Here is a 20504-nt window from a genome sequence, read left to right as displayed (position 1 = left end):
GCAGTCCACGCGGGCGGTCTCACCGTCTCGTCACGGCGGCCGGCCACCTCCACCGGAGGAGCGTCTCCCTGGACAGAGGCCGACCCCGTGCGGCGGTTGGGGCCCACCGGGCCTGCCGTAAAAGCTGTAAAAGCTGTCAAAGCTGTAAGGCGCGTTGCGGACGCTAGCCGTTGAGTGCGGCGGAGAGGGTCACTACCGCGCTGACGAGGAGGGCCGCCAGCACCACCTTGCGGAAGCGGTCCGGATCGATGCGGCGGAAGACCGCGTTGCCGGCGAACCACCCCAGCTGCACGATCGGCAGGCCCACCACTCCGATCCAGATCGACTGGGTGTTCACCTCGCCGGCCACGGCGAATCCGACCAGACTCAGCACGCTGGTGCCGGCGAACACCACCGAGAGGGTGGCGCGGAACTTGGTGGGGTCATAGCCCATGCCCTGGAAGGCGGCGACCATCGGTGGCCCATTGGTGCCGGTCGAGGTGGAGAGTGCGCCGGAGATGAAGCCGACTCCCACCAGTACGGGAACATTCCCCGGCACCTTCACGCGCCGCCACACCATCACCGTGCAGCCCAGGACTCCGACCCCGATGAGCGCCGTGAGCACTCGCTCGGACGTCACTCCATACACCCAGAGGCCGAGCGGCATGCCGAGCACAATGCCGGCCATGGCGATCATGGCCACCTTCCACTCGGCGTGGTGACGCTGACGCACGGCGATCGTGACGGTCATGGCCAGGGCGGACATCGTCGTGGCGACCACCGCTGTATGAGGGTCGACCGTGAGGGCCAGTAGGGGAGTGGCGACGAGGGCGTACCCGAATCCGGTCACCGCGTGCACTGTTGAAGCGATCAGGATAATCACGGCGGCAGCTAGCAGCGTGGACACCTGCCACACTTTGCCATGATCTACTGAAATGAACCAGTATTCTCGGAAAATTTGCCTCTGGCGGTTGGTGTTGCGATATATGGAGACTGTCCGGGATGGGGTAGTTACACGTTGGTAAATGGTTGGCCCTTGTACTTCGTCACTTGTCAATAGGAGCGAATGAAATGGGTGGTCAGGAGTCTGCGAGCTACATTGTCAGCCCGGCACTCGATGGTGGCCAGGCCGTCATCTTCGTTCCCGGTCTGGGCGGCCGGACGAAGTTCGTGGAGCGGTGGAACGAGCCGGGCCGGGAACCTGTCGTCCGCCGGGCCAACTGGAGCGAGCCGATGAATGTGCCCTCCGTTGACGAGCGCGGCGCGGCGCTCGCGGCCCTCATCGCGGACTCTGGCGCCACGGATGTCGTGCTCGTGGGCCACAGCATGGGTGCTCTGGTCTGCCTGGAGGCGGCCAAGCATCTGGAGCGACAGCTTCGCGGCACCGTCGTCATGTGTCAGTACCCGCCGCATCGCACGCCTGTCTCGCCTTTGGCGGAGTTGCCGGACCGGGCATTGGCCGAGGAGTTGGAGGCGCCGTCACACATCATGGAAACGGCGGCTCTCCCCGAGTACGCACGTCTCTGGCGGTCTGAATATCAGCTGCTCAATCGCTATCTTGAGACAGATCCGCGTCCGATGCTCAACGCGCCGATAATCGCGGTCGGTGCCAAGGACGATGCGAGCTCCTGGAACACCGAGTGCCTCAATGACTGGAGCCAGTACACGACAGAATGGCTGTCGGTCCACATGATCGACGGCGGCCACCAGATCGTCGAGCAATTGCCTCCCGAGACTCTTCACGAATGGGTCAGGAAGGTTCGTGGCTGAACACCGCTATGACGTCAGTCGGTGCAGTTCGGCGGCCAGCTCGGCCACCGTCGGGTGGTCGAAGATCACCGCGATGCCGACGTCCACGCTGAACGCTCTGCGGATCTCCTCGACCAGACCCACCGCGGCGAAGGAGTCGCCGCCCAGCTCGAAGAAGTCCTCGTCGGGGCGGACCGACTCCACACCGAATTCGGCACACCACATCTCCGTCAGCCGAGCTTCGAGCGACGCCTCGTCCGATGACGCTCCACTCGAGACCCGCTCGGGCGCACGTGCCATGGCCGTCGGTTGTTCGGTGGTGGCGGCGTCGGCGTCGGTGGAGTCTGGCATGTCCTCGGGGGAGTTCTTGAGGACCGCGTCGTCCCCCGACATGGTGATCGCCACTTGCCTGTGGCTGGGCCGACCCAGGAGACGCAGCAACATGCCGACCCCGGTCGCGGGCGTGATCCCGTCGTCGGGCGATGACGGGGCATCGGCGCCTCGCTCCTCACGAGAGGTCTCGGGGGCGACCATGGATTCGTCGACGCGGCGCATCGTGAAGCCCCTGACCTCGACGGCGACGTCACCGCCGGCCGTCAGTACGTCGATGTCCGCCACGATCGTGTCCGAACCGCTCGGGCGTCGGCGGATATGGCTGTAGGCGAGCCCCGGTATCGACCGGTGCACCACGATCGACTGGTACGCGAAGGGCGCGTGCGGAGGCTCAAGGTCAGGATCCCGCGCCAGCGACACCGCCGCGTCCAGAAGGGTGGGATGCAGCGCATGCTCGTCGAGCTCATGGCCGAACGCCTCGGGAAAAGTGAGTACGGCGAGCTTCGTGCTGATGTCCTCCCCGGAGGTCCAGATCTCCTCTCCCGGCCATCGCGGTCCGATGGTGAACAGCCGGTTCTCAGCGTCGTTCACGGGTATCCGCCGCTCAGGCAGCGACGCGCGCAGCCCGTCCAGGTCCACCGTGTCCGCCCCGGCGTCCACCAGCAGGATCTCCCCCGTCGTGTGGACGCGGTAGCCGTCAGGAGAGTCGGGGGAGAGCGGTGCGGTGCGAACGGTGAATCGCCAGAGGTCCTCGTGCGGTTCGAAGCCGACCTCGAGTGACACGGGCTCCGGGGTGGTGATCGGTTTCCGGAAGACCATGTGGCGCAGCTGCGCGGGCCGCCCGTTCGGGCGATCGATCGCCTCGTGGAAGGCGCGCAGGACGAAGTCCACCTGGGCAGTGCCCGGCAGTACCGGTACGCCGTCCATACGGTGTTCGTCCAGGATCGGATAGTTCTCGGCCGACAGCGGGGTCGACCACCAGCGCACATCCGACGGCGTGTCTTGCGGCGGCCGCCCTTGGCGGGCAGCCATACCGACCTCGGCCCAGGACGGCCAGTTGATGGTTATCGAGGCGCAGCCTGCCAAGGGCTGCCGGCGTACCACCGCATCGAGGAAGGCGTTCGCGGCGGCGTAGTCAGCACCGCCGACCAAGCCCCTGAGCGCCGCCCGGCTGGAGAAGGCCACGAAGAAGTCGAGGTCCGCCCGGCCTTGCAGCACCTCGACCAGCGCCAACGTACCGTGGACCTTCGATGCGAGCGTTCGCGACACCTGCTCCCGCGTCCGGAACTGGAGCATGCCCCCTCCCGCCACGCCGGCCAGGTGGAAGACGCCGTTGATGCCCCCGAAGGAGTCCGACGCCTGGTCGATCACCCGTCGCAGCGCGGCCACGTCGGTCACGTCGCATGCCTCGACGCGGCACTCGGCGCCGAGAGCCCGGATCTCGGCGAGCTCGGCGTCGTGCCCGCCTGTCACATGGCGGCCCAGCAGCAGCAACCGTGGTTGCAGACCGGTGTCCGCCAGGCCACGCGCCACGGCCAGACCGAGGCCACCCAGTCCGCCGGTGATGACGTAGGCACCCCTGTGACGCAGGTCGACAGGGCCCGCACCGTCAGGGACGAACTCCCGCTCACCGGGCACCCAACGCCGATCCCCCCGCAGGGCGACGATCTCGGATCGCTTACGGCCGCACAGCTCCGCGATCAGCCGCTCGTCGGTCACGCCGCCCTGGATGTCGACGAGCTTGCACATGGCGCGCGGGTTCTCAAGGATGTAGCTCCGCAGGAGTCCGAGCAGCATGGCCCGCACCGGGTGCACGTTCTCGCCGCCCGTCACGTCCGCGGACAGCTCGGTGACGACCAGGACGTCGCGAGCGCGCTTGTCGGGCGCCCGTCGCGCCGCTTCCTGCAGCAGCTCGACGATCCGCTGGAAACCGGTGTCGAGCTGGTCGTCGATGTCGTTCAGGCCGGGTTCGGCCAGGTCGCCGCCGAGCTGCGTCGCGTCGATGATGAGCTCCGGGTATCGCCGCGAGTCTCTCAGCTCGTCCAGCAGCCGGATGACGTCCGCCTCGTGGCGGGGACGGATCACGAACTCCGAGCTCCGGTCCACTGCGCCCGAAACGTCTCCCGAATAGTCCGCTGCTCCCGAATAGGCGGAACCGTGCCGTACCAGCAACGCGTCATCCCACCCAGCCCTGCCGAGCAGGGCAATCAGCTCGGCGGCGCGTCGCGCGTCGTCGGGCAGGAATACCAGTGGCCGGTCCCAGACGTCGGTGTGCCCGGCCGGCGCGGCCTCCACCCACGTGGGCAGACGGAACACCGCACGGCCCGCTGGTTCCCGCGCCTCGTGGACGGGCGCGGGGGCGCTCGGAGACTCGATCCAGTACCGCTCGCGCTGGTACGGGTAGCCCGGCAGAGGTACGCGTTCACCCGTCGCGGCCAGCGCCGACCAGTCCACATCGGCGCCAAGGGTCCACAGCCGGGCCAGCGCATGAAGGAACGAGCTGCGTTCGGTGGCGCCCTTGGACGGCCCGCTCGGGAGCGTCGGCACCGTCAAATGCCGCTTGGTGCGTACCTGAGGATGTGAGCGCGCCAGGGTGGTGAGCGTCCGCCCGGGACCCACCTCCACCAGCACGCGGTCACCGTCGGACAACACAGCCTCAAGCGCCTGCTTGAACAGGACGGGCTGGGTGAGCTGCCGGCTCCAGAAGTCCACGCTGCTCACCAGGCCGCCTGTGGACGCGGAGTAGAGCTTCCACCGAGGGCGACGTAACTCGATGCCGTCGAGGGCTGACCGGAACTGCTCGGCGTCTTGGGGCGACTCGCCCATCGCTCGGGCGCTCACCAGCCGTACCGCTTCCGGAAGGGTGAACACCTCGGCGAGCGTGGCGGCCGCGAACTCCCCGATGCCGTGGCCGAGCAGCGCGTCGGGCTCGATGCCCAGCGCCAGCCACAGCCGCCCCAGCGCGTACTCGACGCTGAAGAGCGACGGCTCTTCCGGCGCCCGCTCCCAGATCTGCCGCTGGGGCAGACCGCAGGCATCGAAGAGAGCGAAGCACTCGTCGAGCGCCTCGCTGAATGCTGGCTCGGTGCGATAGAGCTCCGCCGCCATGTGGGCGTGCTGCGCCCCTTCGCCCGGGAACAGGAACACGGTGCTTCGGTCTGCCTGCTCCTCCGGGGTGACGATTCGCCTCCCATGGTCACGCACGGCGTTGGCCGCGTCGGACATGCTCTCGACCACCACAGCGCCCCGGACCGGGTGCGGCGTGCGCCCCTGCCGCAGCGTGAACGAGACGCTGGAGAGCGGGTCCGCGCTCTCCTTGAAGAACCGGGCAAGCTGCTCCGGGTACGCCTCGGCCGCGGACGGCGCCCGTCCTGACCACACGATCAGCTGCGTAGGCCCCGGAGCGGGGTCGACTACACGGGGCGGCGGCTCTTCGAGGATCGCGTGCGCGTTCGTGCCGCCGATGCCGAAGGAGCTGACCCCTGCCAGGCGTCGCCGGCCGGCCGATCGAGCCCAGGGCCGCAGCGTGTCGTTGACGAAGAACGGTGAGCTCCCGAGCTCGAGGAACGGGTTCACCTCCGCGAAGTTGACGCTCGCGGGGATCTGCTCATGATCGAGCGACAGCGCCGCCTTGATCAGCGACGTGATCCCAGACGCGTGACCCAGATGGCCTACATTTCCCTTGATCGATCCGATGGGACACCGCCCGGGTACGAGTCCCGACGTCGCCCGAGTACTGAACGCCTTCCTCAGCGCTGCGATCTCGATGGCATCACCCAGTCGAGTCGCGGTGGCGTGTGCCTCCACGTACCCGATGTCCTCGGGACCCACGCCGGCGAGCTCCATGGCTCTCAGCACGACCTCCGCCTGCCGATCGGCGCTGGGCGCGGTGAAGCCGACCTTGTTCGCGCCGTCGTTGTTGACGGCCACAGATCGGATCACCGCGGTGATCCGATCGCCGTCGGCCATGGCGTCGGCGAGCCGCTTGAGCACCACGACGCCGACGCCGCTGCCGAAGATCGTGCCGGTGGCCGCCGCGTCGAAGGGGCGGCAGTGGCCGTCCCGGCTCAGCGGGCCGTCCTGGGCCCACCAGTAGCCGTGACCGACGGGGAACTCGACGTCGGCACCGCCGGCCAGAGCGATGTCGCACTCGTGGAGCCGGAGCGCGTTCACGGCGAGATGTACGGCCACGAGTGAGCTCGAACACGCGGTCTGCACGGTCATGCTGGGGCCGTGCAAGTTCAGCTTGTACGAGACCAGCGTGGACGCGCTGTCAGGGTTGTTCCACATGCCGGCCGCCATGCCGGTGGCACTCCGGAGTGCCTCAAGGTTCCCGAGGACGCGACCGACCCCGTAGCGGTTCGCGGCGACCGACGAGAACACACCTGCCTTACCGAGCCTCAAGGCGTCATAACCGGCGTTCTCGACAGCGGCGTGCGAGGTCTCCAGGTACAGCCGTAGCTGCGGGTCGCACACCTCGGCCTCACGCCGGTTCAGGCCGAAGAACCCGGCGTCGAACAGGTCGATGCCCTCAGGCTCGGCCACCGCCCGCACGTAAGCCTGGTCGTCCAGCGCTTCACGCGACACGCCGCTCGACCGGAGCTCGTCCTCGGACGGGAAGCGCACCGCCTCCTCGCCGGCCACGAGGTTCCGCCAGAGCTGATGGGTGTCGACCGCGCCCGGGAAACGACCGGCCATCCCGATGATCGCGATCGGCTCAACGAGGTTGCCCATATCGTCCGCCCTCCGATTCGCTTGCTGCCGCTCCGTACGGGGAGCGAGCCGTCGCGGGGTCAGGACACGTCGTCCAGGTTCTCCCGCAGGTAGTTGGCAAAGGCATTCAGGGTGGGATAGCGAAAGACCAGCAGGGGAGAGATCTCCGTTCCGAGCTGTACGGAGACCTCCGACACGAACCGCATGAGGGACATCGAGGTGAAGCCGGCCTCGAAGAAGCCGTCGTCAGGGTCGATCCGGCCGTCGCTCCGGCCTTGGCCGAGAGCGGACCGCGCGCTCTCGTGGAGCACCTCCCACAGCGTCGCCGCCGGGTCCTCAGCCTGTGCGGCGTCCACGACCGCCGGTTCGTCCGGCGATGAGTCGCGCACCTCGATGCTCGAGGGCACGACCGCGGGGTCCAGGTGGGCGCGGAGCGCCGCACGAAGCTCATCGCTGTCGACCGCCGTCGTGGAGCTCCGTACGACGGTCAGGCGTACGGATCCGACTCCGCTGCTGTCTTCGACGAACGTCGCCACCGCTTCGGCGACACCGGCGACCAGGGCGGCCGCGCCCTCGATCTCGTCCAGCTCCACCCGCGTGCCGTTGACCTGGACCTGCCGGTCCGCCCGCCGTACGAAGCACATCGAGCCGTCCGGTAGCCGACGGACGATGTCGCCGGTGTCGTACCAGCGGCCGTTAGGGCCGGTAGTCAGCAGTGGGGTTCCGTCCGTGTAGCCGAGTGCGCAGGCGGCGGCTTCCACATGCAGTCGGCCTTCCGGACTCTCGCCGTCGGACGCGTCGATGGGCACGATCTTGACCACAGCATGGTCGAGCGCGCGCCCGATGGGAACCGGGTCCTCGCTCGCCACCCCCTTGCCGGGCGGCACCTGGTGCACGCACACGACCTGCGGCGTCTCCGACGCGCCGTAGCAGTTGGCGATGGTGGCCTGTGGGGCGAACCGTGCCGTCGACCGCAGCGCCGCTGCCGTGAGCCGGGCCCCCACCGAGCAGACCAGCCGCAGGCTGTCGACGGGGAGCCCCGACGAGCCCGCCATGAGCTGGAGGAGGACCGGCGAGCCCTGGAGCACGGTGATGGAATGCTTCGAGAGCCAGGCGGCCAGCAGCCGGGGATCCGCGGCCGTGCGACTGTCGGGAATGAACAACGTCGCACCGGTGAGCCAGGGCGCGATCAGCTCCCGCAGGCTCGGATCGTGGCCGGGCCTGCTGAGAAAGGCGATCCGATCTGATTCGTCCATGGGCAGTTCCTTGAAGAACGCCACACTGGCGGCCTCGAAGGCCGCTCGTCCGACGACGATCCCCTTGGGCCTGCCCGTCGTGCCGGACGTGAAGAGGATATGACTGACTCCTCCCACGTCCTCTTCGTCCTCTTCGTCGAACCCATGGAGTCCGTGGAGCCCATCGAGTCCACCGCCTCCATCGAGGCGCGAGGGTGACGGGACACCGTCGTCCAGCAGTTCCAGGCCGGCCGGGGCGGACGACGGTCCGAAGGCCGCCACGGCGCCAGTGGCCGTCAAAGCTCCACGCACCCGCTCGGCACCCCAGTCTCCCAGGATCGCCGGGACGGCCCCCGCGCTCCAGAGCCCCACGATCCGCGCGACGAACTCCGGGCTGCGGTCCGCCGGCACGCCCACCACGCGGCGCGTCAGGTGGTGACCCCGCACGACGCCGCTGATGTCCTCGCTGAGTGCGGCGACGTCGCCGAAGGTGATGCCACGATCTTCGTGAACCAGGGCGACCCTGCTCAGGTCACGAGGCACCCGTCCGAGAAGCCCCGGCGGGACAGCGCTGGTCGCGGTGCTGGTGGCGGTGTTGGTCGCGGTGTTGGTCGCGGTGTTGGATGTGGTGCTGGTTGTCGTTCTGGTCGTGTAACGGACGGGGCCGGCCGGCTCGTCCACTCGGCTCACGCTAACCTCCCTCGCGGGCATGACGTCCAGCCCGTCGGATCGATGTTGCGTTCACAGCAGCTCATCCCACGCCGAGTGAAAGTACCTGGGGTGAGCGCTGCGTAGTTCGCGCCAGTGCTGCCTGCGGTTCTCCGCCGGCGTGGTGTCGATCTGGCCGTTGGGGCCACCTCCGGTCGCCGCCCACGCCAGGTGCACCAGCGGGAGCACGGTCGAGCCACGCCGGGCCTTACCCAGCTCCGCCCCGGCGCCGGTGACGACCCTCGACAGTCCCACCGAATAGGCGTACTTGATGGGTTCGTAGACCGCCGCGTTGAAGTACACGAACGGGTCCGGCGCCTCGTCATCGAGGCGCCCGAAGTCCGTCACGTACAGCCGGTCATGCCAGCGGCACATGACTCCAGCACCGACGAGACGACCTCGCACACGGCACAGCACGGCCATCGACGAGGCGTCTCCCAGCGCGGACGAGTACGCGGACAGGCGTCGCGTGACCGCCTCCACGCTGTACGCCATCCCGTACTTGGCCCGCACGTTCACGATCATCGGCGCGATGGTCGTGATGGCTTCATGGAGAGGTACGGTCTCGGCCGCACAGTCCTTGGCGAAGAGCCCGACCTCCCTGCGGACGCTGGTGCGGGTGTTCCGTGGCAGCGTCGCCAGATAATCCTCGAAGTCCCCACCGGGGAGCTCCAACTCAGTCTGCGCGACGCTCGCCAATCGATGAGGATCTCCCTCGCCGACGACCGGAGCGAGGTCTTTCCACGCGGAGGCGTCGAGGAACAAGAAGAAGGTGTACGGGAGCCCGCGCTCGACCGCGACGGCGCGGGCGGCATCCCGAAGTGCGTGCAGGACCATTGTCCTGGTCGAAGTCGGCAGGGTGCGGTCCACGATGAGCCGCGTACTGAATCCCGCGCAGGAACCGGCCAGCAGTCCCAGCCGGCCGTCGAGCGAACTCGCGGCGTGCAGCAGGTCTTGGAAGTGGAGCTCCGGCCAGTACAGGTAGTCACCACGGCTGGGGAGCGAGTCATAGAGGGGAAGGGCACCGACGATTCGCGGATGCCCAGATTGTCGGGCGATCAGGTACATGATGGGCCCGTCACCGGATCGCTCAAGAGCCGTCAGCCACGCACGACTCTGGAACATGTCCCGCGGGTCAGCGACGTCATCCCACACGCACCCGGCAACGTCATCCAACGAGGGGACGCGCTCGACCGTCACGAGCCCGGCCGCTTCTGGCGACCTCTCCGGAATTTCCTGATGCTTCATCGAAACCCGGCAGTCATACCGTCACCTGGCCCCGTGATGGAGCCATTCGCGCAGGTCTGGCTCCGCGAGCTCGGCTATCCGACGGTCGTAGTGTGCTCGATCCTCATCGGTGAGGAACTGCTGCCATTGGCCCGACTTGCCACTGCGGAAAAAGCGTTTGTGATCGCGGATGTAGCCCAGCTGCTCGTCGGGTGCGAGTTCGTCCGCGCGATTGCGCATCTGCTGGAACGTGGCGGCCTCGACCAGTTCCGGCCACTTGCGCTCGTCGATCTCGATGCCGAGCCGTTCGGCGAGTCGTCGCATCTGACCGGCGAGATCGTTGGAGAGGTCGGCGTAGTGCAGCAGAATGACATTCGGCTCCGCGCGGCGAACCCATGCGCGGCTCTGCGTCCAGATCAGCGCACGCAGCGAGTCGAGATTGTCGTACGGCGAGTCGTCGTTGTCCACCCAGCGTAATAAGTACTCTCGTTCGTCGAGGAAGTCCCTCTCGTCATGATCGTCGATCTGGACTTCAGCCGCCGCGTTTCCGGAGTGGGCGGCCTGATGGATCAATCGACGAATCACGTCACGCTTGAGATTCTTGCCGTGGCTGCGCAGGGAGATGGCGACATCGCGCGGGTCCCGCCCCACCGTGATGTAGGTGACCTGCGGGTCGACCGGGATGCCGTCGAGCGGAATGTGGGTTTTGATGAAACGGCGGTGTTGCTGCGCGGCCAGGTTGTCCCAAACCTCCTGTTTCGGACGCACGAGCATGTCGATCCACGGCGAGAGGCTCGACAGTGGCCCGGGTAGCTGGGGCGTCTGGAAAATCAGGAGCGCGCAGATCGTCTGGGTCCAGGTGGTGCCGCATTTCGCCGGCGAATTAATGACAATATCGCCGGGCCGGAATTCGAACGCGTCCCACCGGGAGCTGTCTTCCATCGGTGTGAGGTAACGGACTGGATGCGTCGTCATCAACGTGAGTTTAATCACATTATGGGAGTTAAGGAAGGTATGTGATTGCCTGTGTGCATTCAGTGATAATAATGCGCAAATTGATGACATTTCCGATCTGGCTGCAGGGGAATTCCATTCACAGCAAATCCCCTGGTAAGACGTGTGTTATTTATCTGACGGCTCACCCGCTGCGCAGGGAATAGGCGGTCACACTCTTGGGCAGGTCGGCGACGCGTGACAGGGCGCCGGTGTTGATGTTCCAGCCGAGCAGCCTGTCCCCGCTCTCGACGATCACGGTGTCCTGGCCGGTCCAGCCGCGCACGGGGCACCCGCCCTTCCCACACCTCATGTCGGGAGACTCACCCCAGGACAGGAGCAGCGTCCTGACCACCCGTCCCGTGGCGATGTCGGCCACGACGACCACGTCGGCTTCCTTCGCCCGGTCGTGGTCGGCGAACGCGGACCTGGCGACGAGGCCGCCGCGCTGCCATCCGTGGTTGCCCAGGACGCCCACGGGCATGCTGCCCTTGTCGGTGATGTCCCGGACGTTCAGCGCCACCTCCGACCCGCCCTCCTGGATGACCGTCCAGCCGCCTTTGGCGGGCGAGACGATCCTGAGGTCGCGGTAGCCCGCGACACCCGTGAATCCTTTGTACGGCTGCCGCCGCACCTTCCCCGTGGCCAAGTCGAGCAGGTAGTTCGCCTCCTCCTGCTCGACGAGGAGTTGCTCGCCGCGCCAGAGCACCATCTCGTTGAACCCCGGCACCGGGTAGCGCCTGGCCTGGCCGATCACGAGGTCGACGACCACCACCTCGTCCTTCTGCGGGAAGGCGGCCATCGTCCCGTCGGGGGCGAGCGAGTTGGGCTTCAACGGCGTCCCGCCGTTGCCGGCCGAGTCCACGGAATCGCCCAGCTTCACATCGAGAGGGATCCGGCCGCCGGATTTCATGATGTAGATCCGCCCGTCGCCGAACTCGGCCAGCGCGAGGACCGGTCCGGAAACGGTGGTCGTGACGGGGATGTCGGCCCACCTCTCCGGTAGCCCGGTCGCCAGCGTGGGCAGCCCCGCCTCACCGCTGGGCGGCGGCGCTGTGTCCATGGGGGGAGCCGGCGGGATCGTGGCCGTGGGTGTGGGCGTGACGCTGGGATACACGGTGACGCCGCGTTCGACCGGCTCCGGGGACACGACGACCCCCACCACGACGAGAACAGTGACCGTCGCGGCCGCCGCGAGCACCGTCCACCGGCGGCGAGTACGGCTCCGCGTGCCCTGCCGCCACAGCTCGCCCGCGCGGGACGACCCCTCAGGCAGAGTCTCGGCGAGATCATTGAAGAGCTCCCGCAGCCCCTGGTCGGTCATATCAACACCTCTTCCAGCTCGGGAGCGACCTCGCGTAACCGCTTCAGGGCCGCGTGCGTCTGGCTCTTGACCGTCCCGGACGAGACCCGGAGGATCGCGGCGACCTCCCCGACCGGCAGGTCCTCGTAGAAGCGCAGCACCAGCACCGCCCGCTGCTTCACCGGCAGCCTGGCCAGCGCGCGGGCGAACACCACCTTCAGGTCCGACGCTTCCGAGGTGTCGTGATCCGCCTGCTCGGGCGGCTCTCCGTAGGCGAATTCCCGTCGCCGCCGCCACGTGGACGCCACGTCCCTGTACAGGGTCGTACGCACGTAATTGACCGGGTCGGTATGTACTTTCGACCAGCGGCGCGCCAGTTTGATCAGGGCATCCTGGAGTACGTCCTCGGCCAGATGCCTGTCACCGCTGATGAGGATGGCGGCACGCAGCAGCCGCGGGTGCCAGGCGGCGACGAAGGCCTCGAACGCCTCGGAATCCGTCATATAGACAAGACGCCCGAGAGGGGATGAACGGTTGGGGCTTCTACGAAATCAGCAGTTGCTTGAAGGGGCCCACTCTGAGGAGCGGGCCCCTTCGGACGTTGGACGTCAGCGGTTGGGGGACAAGCCCAACTGGAGGCCCTTCAGACTGCTGGAACGCTTGCTCAGCCCGGCGGCGATCGTGCGGAGCTCGGCCGCGGCCGGAGAATCGGGGTCCGTCAGGACCAGCGGCTTGCCCTCGTCCCCGCCCTCGCGGAGGCGCAGGTCGATGGGTACCTGGCCCAGAAGGGGCACCCGAGTCCCCAGCGTCCGGGTCAGAGCGTCGGCCACCGTCTGGCCGCCACCCTCGCCGAAGACCGAGATGCGCTCGTCGCAGTGCGGGCACGGCAGCCAGGCCATGTTCTCGATGACGCCGGCGATCTGCTGGTGCGTCTGCGCGGCGATCGAGCCCGCCCGCTCGGCCACCTCGGCGGCGGCCATCTGCGGGGTGGTGACGACGAGAAGCTCGGCCGACGGCAGCCGCTGCGCCACCGAGATGGCGATGTCACCGGTGCCCGGCGGCAGGTCGAGCAGCAGGACGTCGAGGTCGCCCCAGTAGACGTCGGCGAGGAACTGGTGGAGCGCGCGGTCGAGCATCGGCCCGCGCCAGACCACCGCGCTGTTGCCCTCCGGCTTGAACATGCCCACCGAGATGACCTTGATGTCATGCGCCACCGGCGGCATGATCATGTCTTCGACCTTGGTGGGGCGGTCCGAGGCGCCGAGCATGCGCGGGACGCTGTGCCCGTAGATGTCGGCGTCGACGATGCCGACCTTGAGCCCATTGGCGGCCATGGAGGCGGCCAAGTTGACGGTGACGGACGACTTGCCGACCCCGCCCTTGCCGCTGGCCACCGCGAAGACGCGGGTCAGCGAGCCCGGCTGGTTGAAGGGGATCTCCTTCTCGGGGCCCCGATCGCCGCGCAACGTGGTCTGGAGCTTCTTGCGCTGCTCGGTGCTCATCACGTCGAGCTCGATCTCGACGCCCGTGACACCCTCGAGTTTGGTCACCGAAGTGGCGACGTCGCGGCGGATCGTGTCCTTCATCGGACATCCGGCCACGGTGAGGTAGACACCCACGCGAACGACACCGTCGGCACGGATGTCGATGCTCTTGACCATTCCGAGATCGGTGATCGGGCGACGGATCTCGGGGTCGATGACGGTGGCGAGAGCGGCCGTCACCAGTTCCTGTGTTGGTGCCATCTAAGTCTCGGCACGAGGGAGTGCCGTCCCTCCTTAGTCGTATATGTGTGACCTGGCGCTGCACGCCGGTGAGGATGCCCCTCCATCGTATGAACCAGGGACCCCGTGCGGATAATCCGCGCTGTTTAGGTGTCCGTGCAACGTTCTAAGGTTACTCCGTGACTCTTCTGCGCGACGAGGGCCTCACCACCGACCGCTCCACCGGCCCCACCGGCCCCACCGGCCTCACCGCCGAGGAGCTGGCGGTCTGGCGGATGCTGCAGCGAGCCCAGGTCCACATCACCCGCCATCTGGAGGCCGAGCTGCTCGTGGCCCACGGCTTGCCGCTGGCCTCCTATGACGTGCTGACGCAGCTGGCCGAGGCACCGGACCGGCGACTGCGGATGAACGACCTGGCCGGTCGGGTGCTGCTCTCCCGCAGCGGCCTGACCAGGCTCATCGACCGGCTCCAGCGTGACGGCCTGGTGGCGCGCGAGGCATGCGCGAGCGACGCGCGGGGGCTGTTCGCGGTGCTGACGGACCGCGGCGTGGCCCGGCTGACCGAGGCCACCCCCACTTACCTGCGCGGAATCAGATCCGAGTTCCTCGACCTGCTGGGGCCCGGCGAGATCCGCCTGGTCCGCGAGATGCTCGCCAAACTGCCCATCACCGCCGCTCCCTAAGCGCTGTCGATCCTTAGGCGCCGCCGCGCTCACTGCCGTTCCTTGAGTTGAGCTCCTCCGCCAGTCGCTGCAGCTCCGAGCGGAGATAGTCCCGGGTGGCCACCTCGCTGATCGCCAGCCGCAGCCCGGCGATCTCGCGGGTCAGATATTCGACGTCGGCCTGGTTGCGGTCGGCCGCCGCCCGGTCCTGCTCGTACTGGACGCGGTCCCTGTCGTCCTGCCGGTTCTGGGCCAGCAGGATCAGCGGCGCGGCGTACGACGCCTGCAGGGACAGGATGAGCGTGAGGAAGATGAACGGATAGGGGTCGAACCGTAGGTCGGCGGGCGCCAGGACGTTCCAGGTCACCCAGACCGCGACGAAGGCCGTCATGTAGACGAGGAACCTGGCCGTACCGAGGAAACGGGCGATCTGCTCCGACAGGCGGCCGAACGCCTCGGGGTCGTAGTGCGGGCGCAGCGAGCGGCGCAGCGCGCGTGGCTGGTCGAGGCGTTCAGTCGTCACGGTGTGCCCTCTCGCGCCAGTCCTTGGGAAGCATGTGGTCGAGTACGTCGTCGACCGTCACCGCGCCGACGAGCCTGCCCAGCTCATTCACGACCGGCGCCGCCAGCAGGTTGTAGTTCGCCAGGTAGGAGGCGACCTCGTGCACGGTCAGCTCCGGCCTGATCGGGTCGACCGAAGGGTCGATGGCCGAACCGAGCAGCGTGGAGGGCGGTTCGCGCAGCAGCCGCTGGAAGTGGGCCATCCCCAGGTAGGCGCCCGTCGGCGTCTCGGTGGGCGGCCTGGTCACGTAAACCTGCGCCGCGACGGCGGGCGCCAGATCCTTCTGCCGCATGTGGGCCAGCGCCTCGGCGACCGAGGCCGTGGGCGGCAGGATCACCGGCTCGCTGGTCATCATGCCGCCCGCGGTGTCGTCGGCGTAGGTGAGCAGCCGCCGTACGGGCGCCGCCTCCTGGGGCTCCATCAGCGCGAGCAGCTGGGTGGCCTGCTCGCTGGGCAGGTCGTGCAGCAGGTCGGCGGCGTCGTCGGGGTCCATCGCCTCCAGTACGTCGGCCGCCCGCTCCACCTCCAGTGACCGCAGGATGGCGATCTGGTCGTTGGGCGGCAGCTCCTGCAGGGTGTCGGCGAGCCGGTCGTCGTCCAGGGCGCGGGCGATCTCGATCCGGCGCTTGTCCGGCAGGTCGTGCAGGGCACTGGCCAGGTCGGCTGCCCGCATCGACTCGAAAGCGGCGATCAGCCCGGCGGCTCCCTGGTCCTTCTGCAGGGCACCGAACCCTGACACCTCGCTCCAGTCGACGATCCTCGTCTCCCGCCGCCGCCGGCCCCGGTAGACGGCCACCTTGGTGATCTGCCAGAACGACGGCTTGGTCTCCTCCATCGCCACGTCGTAGACGGTGACCGGCTCGCCGTCGAGCCGCACGGTGAGGTCGAGCATCTGGGCGATGACCAGCGTCTCGGTGTCGCGCTGCTCGAACCTGCGCATGTTCAGCCGGCCCGTGAAGACCACCGCGCCCGCTTCGATGCCGCGCACCCTGGTGATGGGCAGGAAGACCCGGCGCCGCGGCTGGATCTCGACCACCATGCCATGCACGCTCGGCGGATTGCCGTCGTGCGGCCCGACCACGACATCTCTGATGCGGCCGATCTGATCGCCCGCGGGGTCGAAGACCGGGGTCCCCGCCAGGCGGGCCACGAAGATCTTCACGTCAGCAGGCTAACAGTGCCCCTCCATTGCGCTCCGGACGCCTGACGTGTCAGTATCAAACCTATATTACGGTGATTACGAAGTTGGGGTTGATCGTGAAGTACCCAGGGCTCGCGCTGGCTTTCGTGTCCTCGTGCTGTTTCGCGTTCTCGGGCCCGATGGCCAAGTACCTGATCGCCGCCGGACTGGCCCCGATCGAGGCGGTCTGGACGCGCATGGCGGGCGCCGGCGTGCTCATGGTCGTCGTATTGGCCCTGGTCAAGCCGCGTGCCCTGCGGATCCCGCGGTCGCGGCTGCCGTTCTTCGCCATGTACGCGATCGTGGCGGTGGCCGCGGTTCAGTCACTGTACTTCGTGGCCATCACGCGGTTGCCGGTGGGGATCGCGTTGCTGCTGGAGTTCATGGCGCCGGTGATGGTGGTGCTCTGGGTACGTTTCGTCCGCCGGGTACGGCTGGCCCGCGCGGCCTTCGTCGGCGCCATAACCGCCGTGGCCGGCCTAGCGATCGTCGTGGAGGCCTGGCAGGGCCTGCGACTCGACGCCCTGGGCCTGCTCCTCGGCCTGCTCGCCGGAGCCTGCTGCGCGGGCTACTTCCTGATGAGCGACAGCTTCGGCGACGACGTCGACCCCCTCGGCCTGATCGGCTGGGGCCTGATCGGGTCGGCCGTGATCCTGGTGCCCTTCGCCCGCCCGTGGAACATCCCGTGGGACGCCTTCACCCGTACCGTCACCCCCTCGGCGGGCGCGCACACGTTGCCGGTGCTCGGGGCGTACCTGTGGATGGTCCTGATCGCCACGGTCGTCGCGTACATCCTGGGCGTGAACGCGGTCCGCCGACTGACGGCGGCGGTGGGCGCCACGGTGGCCTCACTGGAGGTCATCGGCGGCGCGGTGGTGGCGTGGGCGCTGGTGGGGGAGACGCTGGGCGTGTTCCAGATCGTGGGCGGCCTGATCGTCCTCACCGGCGCCCTCCTCGCCCAAACCGCCACCGAACAACGACCGGAACCGAGTACGAAGCCCAGCCCGGACGACCTTGAGCAGCCGGTCGGCGTGGTGTGAGCTTTGGTTTTAGTGCCGTGCGAGCGTTAGCGGCGGGTGAGCTTCAGTACGGTCGACTCGCGCGCCCAGCGGTCGGTCAGGTGCTCGCTGTCGGGCGCGTTGAGCCGCTCCTTGGCCAGCGCGGCGACGGCCTCGGGCTCCGCCGCCTGGTCCACCACCCGGATCTCGGCCTCGAAGTCGGCCAGTCTGGCGCCGTTGTCCTTGCTGCGCAGGATGACCTGGACGGTGTCGAGCCCCTCGATGCCCGGCAACTGCTGCTCGCCGCCGCCCGTGACGAGGTAGATGGCACCTTCGTGCCAGGCATGCCAGGCCAGGCGCGGGCGGTCGAGGGTGAGCCAGAGGACGCCGGACTTCTTCGCGCCCTCTTCGATGGCCGCTGACATGTCGCTCACGCCTCGACTGTACCGGGGGTTCAAGCGCCGAGGGCGGCGGTCAGGTCGAGTTCGACGAGTTGACCGGCGAAACCGAGCCGGGCAACCCCCAGCAGCGTGCTCGCGGTGGTGAAGGCGGCGGCGAGGGGTGAGTCGAGCAGACGCTGCCATACTCCGCCGAGCGCGGTGGTGTCCTGGCTCACCACCACATAGATGACCGAGCGGACCACCTGCTCCGGTCGTGCGTTCACGGCCGCGAGCGCGGTCATGGCGTTGGCGACGATCTGGTCCACCTGGGCGTCCAGATCTCCGTCGCCGACCAGGGCGCCGGTCTCATCCAGCGGACACTGTCCGGCCAGGAACGCTGTCCGCCCGGCCTCGACCACGGTGACGTGGCTGTAGCCGGGAGTCTTGTGCAGTCCGTCGGGGTTCATGCGGGTTATCGTCATGCGGAGATTGTGGCGGCTCCGGGGTCGGCGGATCATCTGGTTTGTCTCAGGCCTCGCGAAGGTCCCGAAGGGCACTCCCGCCTCCCGCCCGACTGGGGTTGAATGCCGGTGGGGCGAGCCGCCACCTCGCTCAGGGAGCCCACGGACCCTTCGGCAGAACGCCCACGCACTTGGCGGCAGAACGCCCACGTAACCTCCGGCAGAACGCCCACGCACTTGGCGGCAGAACGCCCACACAACCACATTCAACTGCGGTAACGTGCGTCACGTGATGGATCCGTCTCTGTTCCCGCGACGCGCCGAGGCCATGGCACTCGAAGCGTTGGCGGACACGCGAGTCGTCGTCGTGAACGGCGCTCGGCAAGTGGGCAAGAGCACGCTGGCGAGCTTGATCGCCGCGCGGGCGGACAATGCCCGCCAGCTCTACCTGGACGATCCAGCGATCCTGGCCGCAGCCGAGGAGGATCCCGTCGCCTTCATCCAGCACGACGGACTTCTGATGATCGACGAGATCCAGCGCACCCCGCAGCTACTCCTGCCGATCAAACACGCGGTCGATCGGCATCCACGTGCGGGCCGTTTTCTACTCACCGGTTCCGCGCGTCTACTGGGCCTACGTGATCTCCCGGACGCTCTGCCCGGTAGGACGGAGACCATCGAGTTGTGGCCACTGTCCCAAGGAGAGATCGACGGCGCTCCGGACGGATTCGTGGACCATGTCTTCACACATGGCGCCGACGTCGCCATGAACCCCTCCCCACTCCGAAAGCCTGACTACGTGGACCGGGCACTGCGCGGCGGCTACCCGGAGGCGGTCCGGCGGGATCCCGGACGCGGGCGCAACAGGTTCTTCGATTCCTACATCACTGACCTGGTCACCCGTGATGTGCGCCAGATCTCCGACATCAAACGTCCAGCGGAGATGCGCAGGCTGCTCAGCGCCATCGGGGCCCGGATGGGCGGGTTGGCCGTGGTCCAGTCGATCGCCGGCGACGTAGGGCTTCCCAGGGTGACGCTCTCGCGCTATCTGGATCTCTTGGAATTGATCTTTGTCATCAAGCGCATACCGGCCTGGTCGTCGAACCTCACCAGCCGGGCCATCGCTACGCCCAAACTGATCGTCACAGACAGCGGGCTCGGCGGCCGGCTCATCGGCATGTCGCCTGAGCGCGCCAGGGATGTCACGGCGCCCATTGGCCCGCTGCTTGAGAATTTCGCGATCGGCGAGGTAGCCCGTCAGCTCGCCTGGGCCAACGAATCAGTCCAGCTGTTCCACTACCGGAACCGCGACCAGGTCGAGGTGGACATGGTCCTGGAGCACGCTTCCGGCGAAGTGATCGGCCTGGAGGTCAAAGCTGCGGAAACCGTGCGCGGTGATGACTTCAGAGGACTGCGCCACTTGGCCGACCGGCTCGGAGCGCGGTTTCGGGCGGGATTCGTCCTGTACACCGGCGAACAGAGCTTGTCGTTCGGTGAGAGGCTGAGAGCCTTGCCTATGTCATCGCTGTGGATGCTCGGCAGCACAAGCCAATCGTGAGTGCTCAGCCTTCCGGCGTGTCGGCGCGGAAACATGGAACCCCTGACCGACTTCGGCGGCACCGAAGGAATTCCAGCAGGGTGCAGCTCTTGCTCGGCGGTGCACCAGAGTGATCAAGCGTTAGCGATTTGCGCTACGCGAAGTGGAACAGTGCGCCTTCGCCTCGTTCGGCGACCGCGAGGATGAACGTGCGGAAATCCTCGAAGTCCCTTTTGATGAACCCGTAGTCATCTGGTCCCTCGTAAACCTCCTCGAACCGAATGCTCCGCAGCCAGCCAGCCAACTCGAAGATGAGACCCGAATCGAGCTCCATGGCCCGGTCGCGATCCTCCTCCTCGTCTTCGTCGTCGTCTTCAAGGCCTTCGTCCTCGTCGTCCCAGCTCAGGTCGAGATAGTCCTCTCCTATGAACACGTTCACCGGAGCGTCCTCGATCAAGCTGTCCCACAGGTTCAATGAGAAATGCTCGATATAGAAGCTGCGGCGCTGGACGCTCAGCTTCGAGTCGAGCGGAGTCTCGTCGCCCTCTGGAACCTCGTCCAGGAGCTGCGCGGCGTATGACGCGTCCTGCCTGGCGCGGGCCATCTGCTGTTCAGTGACACTTCGGAAGGTTGCTGTAACACCCACGAGATGACCCCTTGTGGTATTTCAGTGGCGACGCGCGCTGGGGCAAGCAGAAGATCAACTGACCATACGGCACGCCGCTCGCGTCCCGCCATTCGCCGGAGACGCCTGAGATCA

Annotated in this window: 17 protein-coding genes; 4 read left to right on the top strand and 13 right to left on the bottom strand. The window is 67.5% G+C overall.

Going from position 1 to position 20504, the window contains the following annotated elements; all coding sequences use genetic code 11:
• Positions 1 to 163 precede the first annotated feature (163 nt).
• Entirely contained in the window at positions 164 to 862 is a 699-nt protein-coding gene (locus AB0L53_RS38445; RefSeq protein WP_358551665.1) for a sulfite exporter TauE/SafE family protein, read from the bottom strand.
• A gap of 188 nt (positions 863 to 1050) precedes the next feature.
• Between AB0L53_RS38445 and AB0L53_RS38440 the strand changes: the two genes are divergently transcribed.
• Positions 1051 to 1749, top strand: a complete 699-nt coding sequence (locus tag AB0L53_RS38440; RefSeq protein ID WP_364005031.1) for an alpha/beta fold hydrolase — start codon at positions 1051 to 1053, stop codon at positions 1747 to 1749.
• Positions 1750 to 1755: 6 nt separating this feature from the next.
• Here AB0L53_RS38440 and AB0L53_RS38435 read toward each other — a convergent pair whose 3' ends face one another.
• From AB0L53_RS38435 to AB0L53_RS38405, 7 genes are all read right to left on the bottom strand, one after another.
• Complete coding sequence (locus AB0L53_RS38435) at positions 1756 to 6795, bottom strand: type I polyketide synthase (protein ID WP_364005028.1); 5040 nt, start codon at positions 6793 to 6795, stop codon at positions 1756 to 1758.
• Positions 6796 to 6854: 59 nt separating this feature from the next.
• Positions 6855 to 8699, bottom strand: a complete 1845-nt coding sequence (locus AB0L53_RS38430; protein WP_364005025.1) for an AMP-binding protein — start codon at positions 8697 to 8699, stop codon at positions 6855 to 6857.
• Positions 8700 to 8750: 51 nt separating this feature from the next.
• On the bottom strand, positions 8751 to 9965 hold the full coding sequence (locus tag AB0L53_RS38425; RefSeq protein ID WP_364005022.1) for a peptidogalycan biosysnthesis protein: 1215 nt from the start codon (positions 9963 to 9965) through the stop codon (positions 8751 to 8753).
• 21 nt (positions 9966 to 9986) lie between these two features.
• Complete coding sequence (locus AB0L53_RS38420) at positions 9987 to 10919, bottom strand: sulfotransferase domain-containing protein (protein ID WP_364005019.1); 933 nt, start codon at positions 10917 to 10919, stop codon at positions 9987 to 9989.
• A gap of 163 nt (positions 10920 to 11082) precedes the next feature.
• Positions 11083 to 12261, bottom strand: a complete 1179-nt coding sequence (locus tag AB0L53_RS38415) for a hypothetical protein (RefSeq protein ID WP_364005016.1) — start codon at positions 12259 to 12261, stop codon at positions 11083 to 11085.
• Positions 12258 to 12743: a SigE family RNA polymerase sigma factor gene (locus AB0L53_RS38410; RefSeq protein WP_357944289.1), complete on the bottom strand. Its 486-nt coding sequence runs from the start codon at positions 12741 to 12743 to the stop codon at positions 12258 to 12260. The genes AB0L53_RS38415 and AB0L53_RS38410 overlap by 4 nt, the downstream gene beginning before the upstream one ends.
• A 105-nt stretch (positions 12744 to 12848) precedes the next feature.
• Positions 12849 to 13985, bottom strand: coding sequence for an Mrp/NBP35 family ATP-binding protein (locus tag AB0L53_RS38405; RefSeq protein WP_364005012.1), 1137 nt, complete (start codon positions 13983 to 13985; stop codon positions 12849 to 12851).
• A gap of 158 nt (positions 13986 to 14143) precedes the next feature.
• Here AB0L53_RS38405 and AB0L53_RS38400 point away from each other — a divergent pair, with 158 nt between their 5' ends.
• On the top strand, positions 14144 to 14647 hold the full coding sequence (locus AB0L53_RS38400; protein WP_364005009.1) for a MarR family transcriptional regulator: 504 nt from the start codon (positions 14144 to 14146) through the stop codon (positions 14645 to 14647).
• Positions 14648 to 14660: 13 nt separating this feature from the next.
• Here AB0L53_RS38400 and AB0L53_RS38395 read toward each other — a convergent pair whose 3' ends face one another.
• Complete coding sequence (locus AB0L53_RS38395; RefSeq protein WP_364005006.1) at positions 14661 to 15149, bottom strand: DUF1003 domain-containing protein; 489 nt, start codon at positions 15147 to 15149, stop codon at positions 14661 to 14663.
• Positions 15139 to 16350, bottom strand: coding sequence for a CBS domain-containing protein (locus AB0L53_RS38390; RefSeq protein ID WP_364005003.1), 1212 nt, complete (start codon positions 16348 to 16350; stop codon positions 15139 to 15141). The genes AB0L53_RS38395 and AB0L53_RS38390 overlap by 11 nt, the downstream gene beginning before the upstream one ends.
• A gap of 71 nt (positions 16351 to 16421) precedes the next feature.
• On the opposite strand from AB0L53_RS38390, the gene AB0L53_RS38385 reads away from it, so the two are divergent.
• A complete protein-coding gene (locus AB0L53_RS38385; protein ID WP_358179341.1) occupies positions 16422 to 17408 on the top strand; it encodes an EamA family transporter in 987 nt (328 codons plus the stop codon).
• Positions 17409 to 17434: 26 nt separating this feature from the next.
• Here AB0L53_RS38385 and AB0L53_RS38380 read toward each other — a convergent pair whose 3' ends face one another.
• Together AB0L53_RS38380 and AB0L53_RS38375 are read right to left on the bottom strand one after the other, a co-directional pair.
• Positions 17435 to 17791 (bottom strand): hypothetical protein, encoded by a 357-nt coding sequence (locus AB0L53_RS38380; RefSeq protein WP_364005207.1) that lies wholly within the window; start codon positions 17789 to 17791, stop codon positions 17435 to 17437.
• 29 nt (positions 17792 to 17820) lie between these two features.
• Complete coding sequence (locus AB0L53_RS38375) at positions 17821 to 18228, bottom strand: RidA family protein (protein WP_364004998.1); 408 nt, start codon at positions 18226 to 18228, stop codon at positions 17821 to 17823.
• Between the two features lie 271 nt (positions 18229 to 18499).
• Here AB0L53_RS38375 and AB0L53_RS38370 point away from each other — a divergent pair, with 271 nt between their 5' ends.
• Positions 18500 to 19765 (top strand): ATP-binding protein, encoded by a 1266-nt coding sequence (locus tag AB0L53_RS38370; protein ID WP_364004995.1) that lies wholly within the window; start codon positions 18500 to 18502, stop codon positions 19763 to 19765.
• A gap of 133 nt (positions 19766 to 19898) precedes the next feature.
• Here AB0L53_RS38370 and AB0L53_RS38365 read toward each other — a convergent pair whose 3' ends face one another.
• Complete coding sequence (locus AB0L53_RS38365; protein ID WP_364004991.1) at positions 19899 to 20390, bottom strand: hypothetical protein; 492 nt, start codon at positions 20388 to 20390, stop codon at positions 19899 to 19901.
• Positions 20391 to 20504 lie beyond the last annotated feature (114 nt).

Source organism: Nonomuraea sp. NPDC052129, from assembly GCF_040680095.1.
In the GTDB taxonomy this organism is placed as follows: domain Bacteria; phylum Actinomycetota; class Actinomycetes; order Streptosporangiales; family Streptosporangiaceae; genus Nonomuraea.
This window is presented reverse-complemented; position numbering and strand designations above follow the sequence as displayed.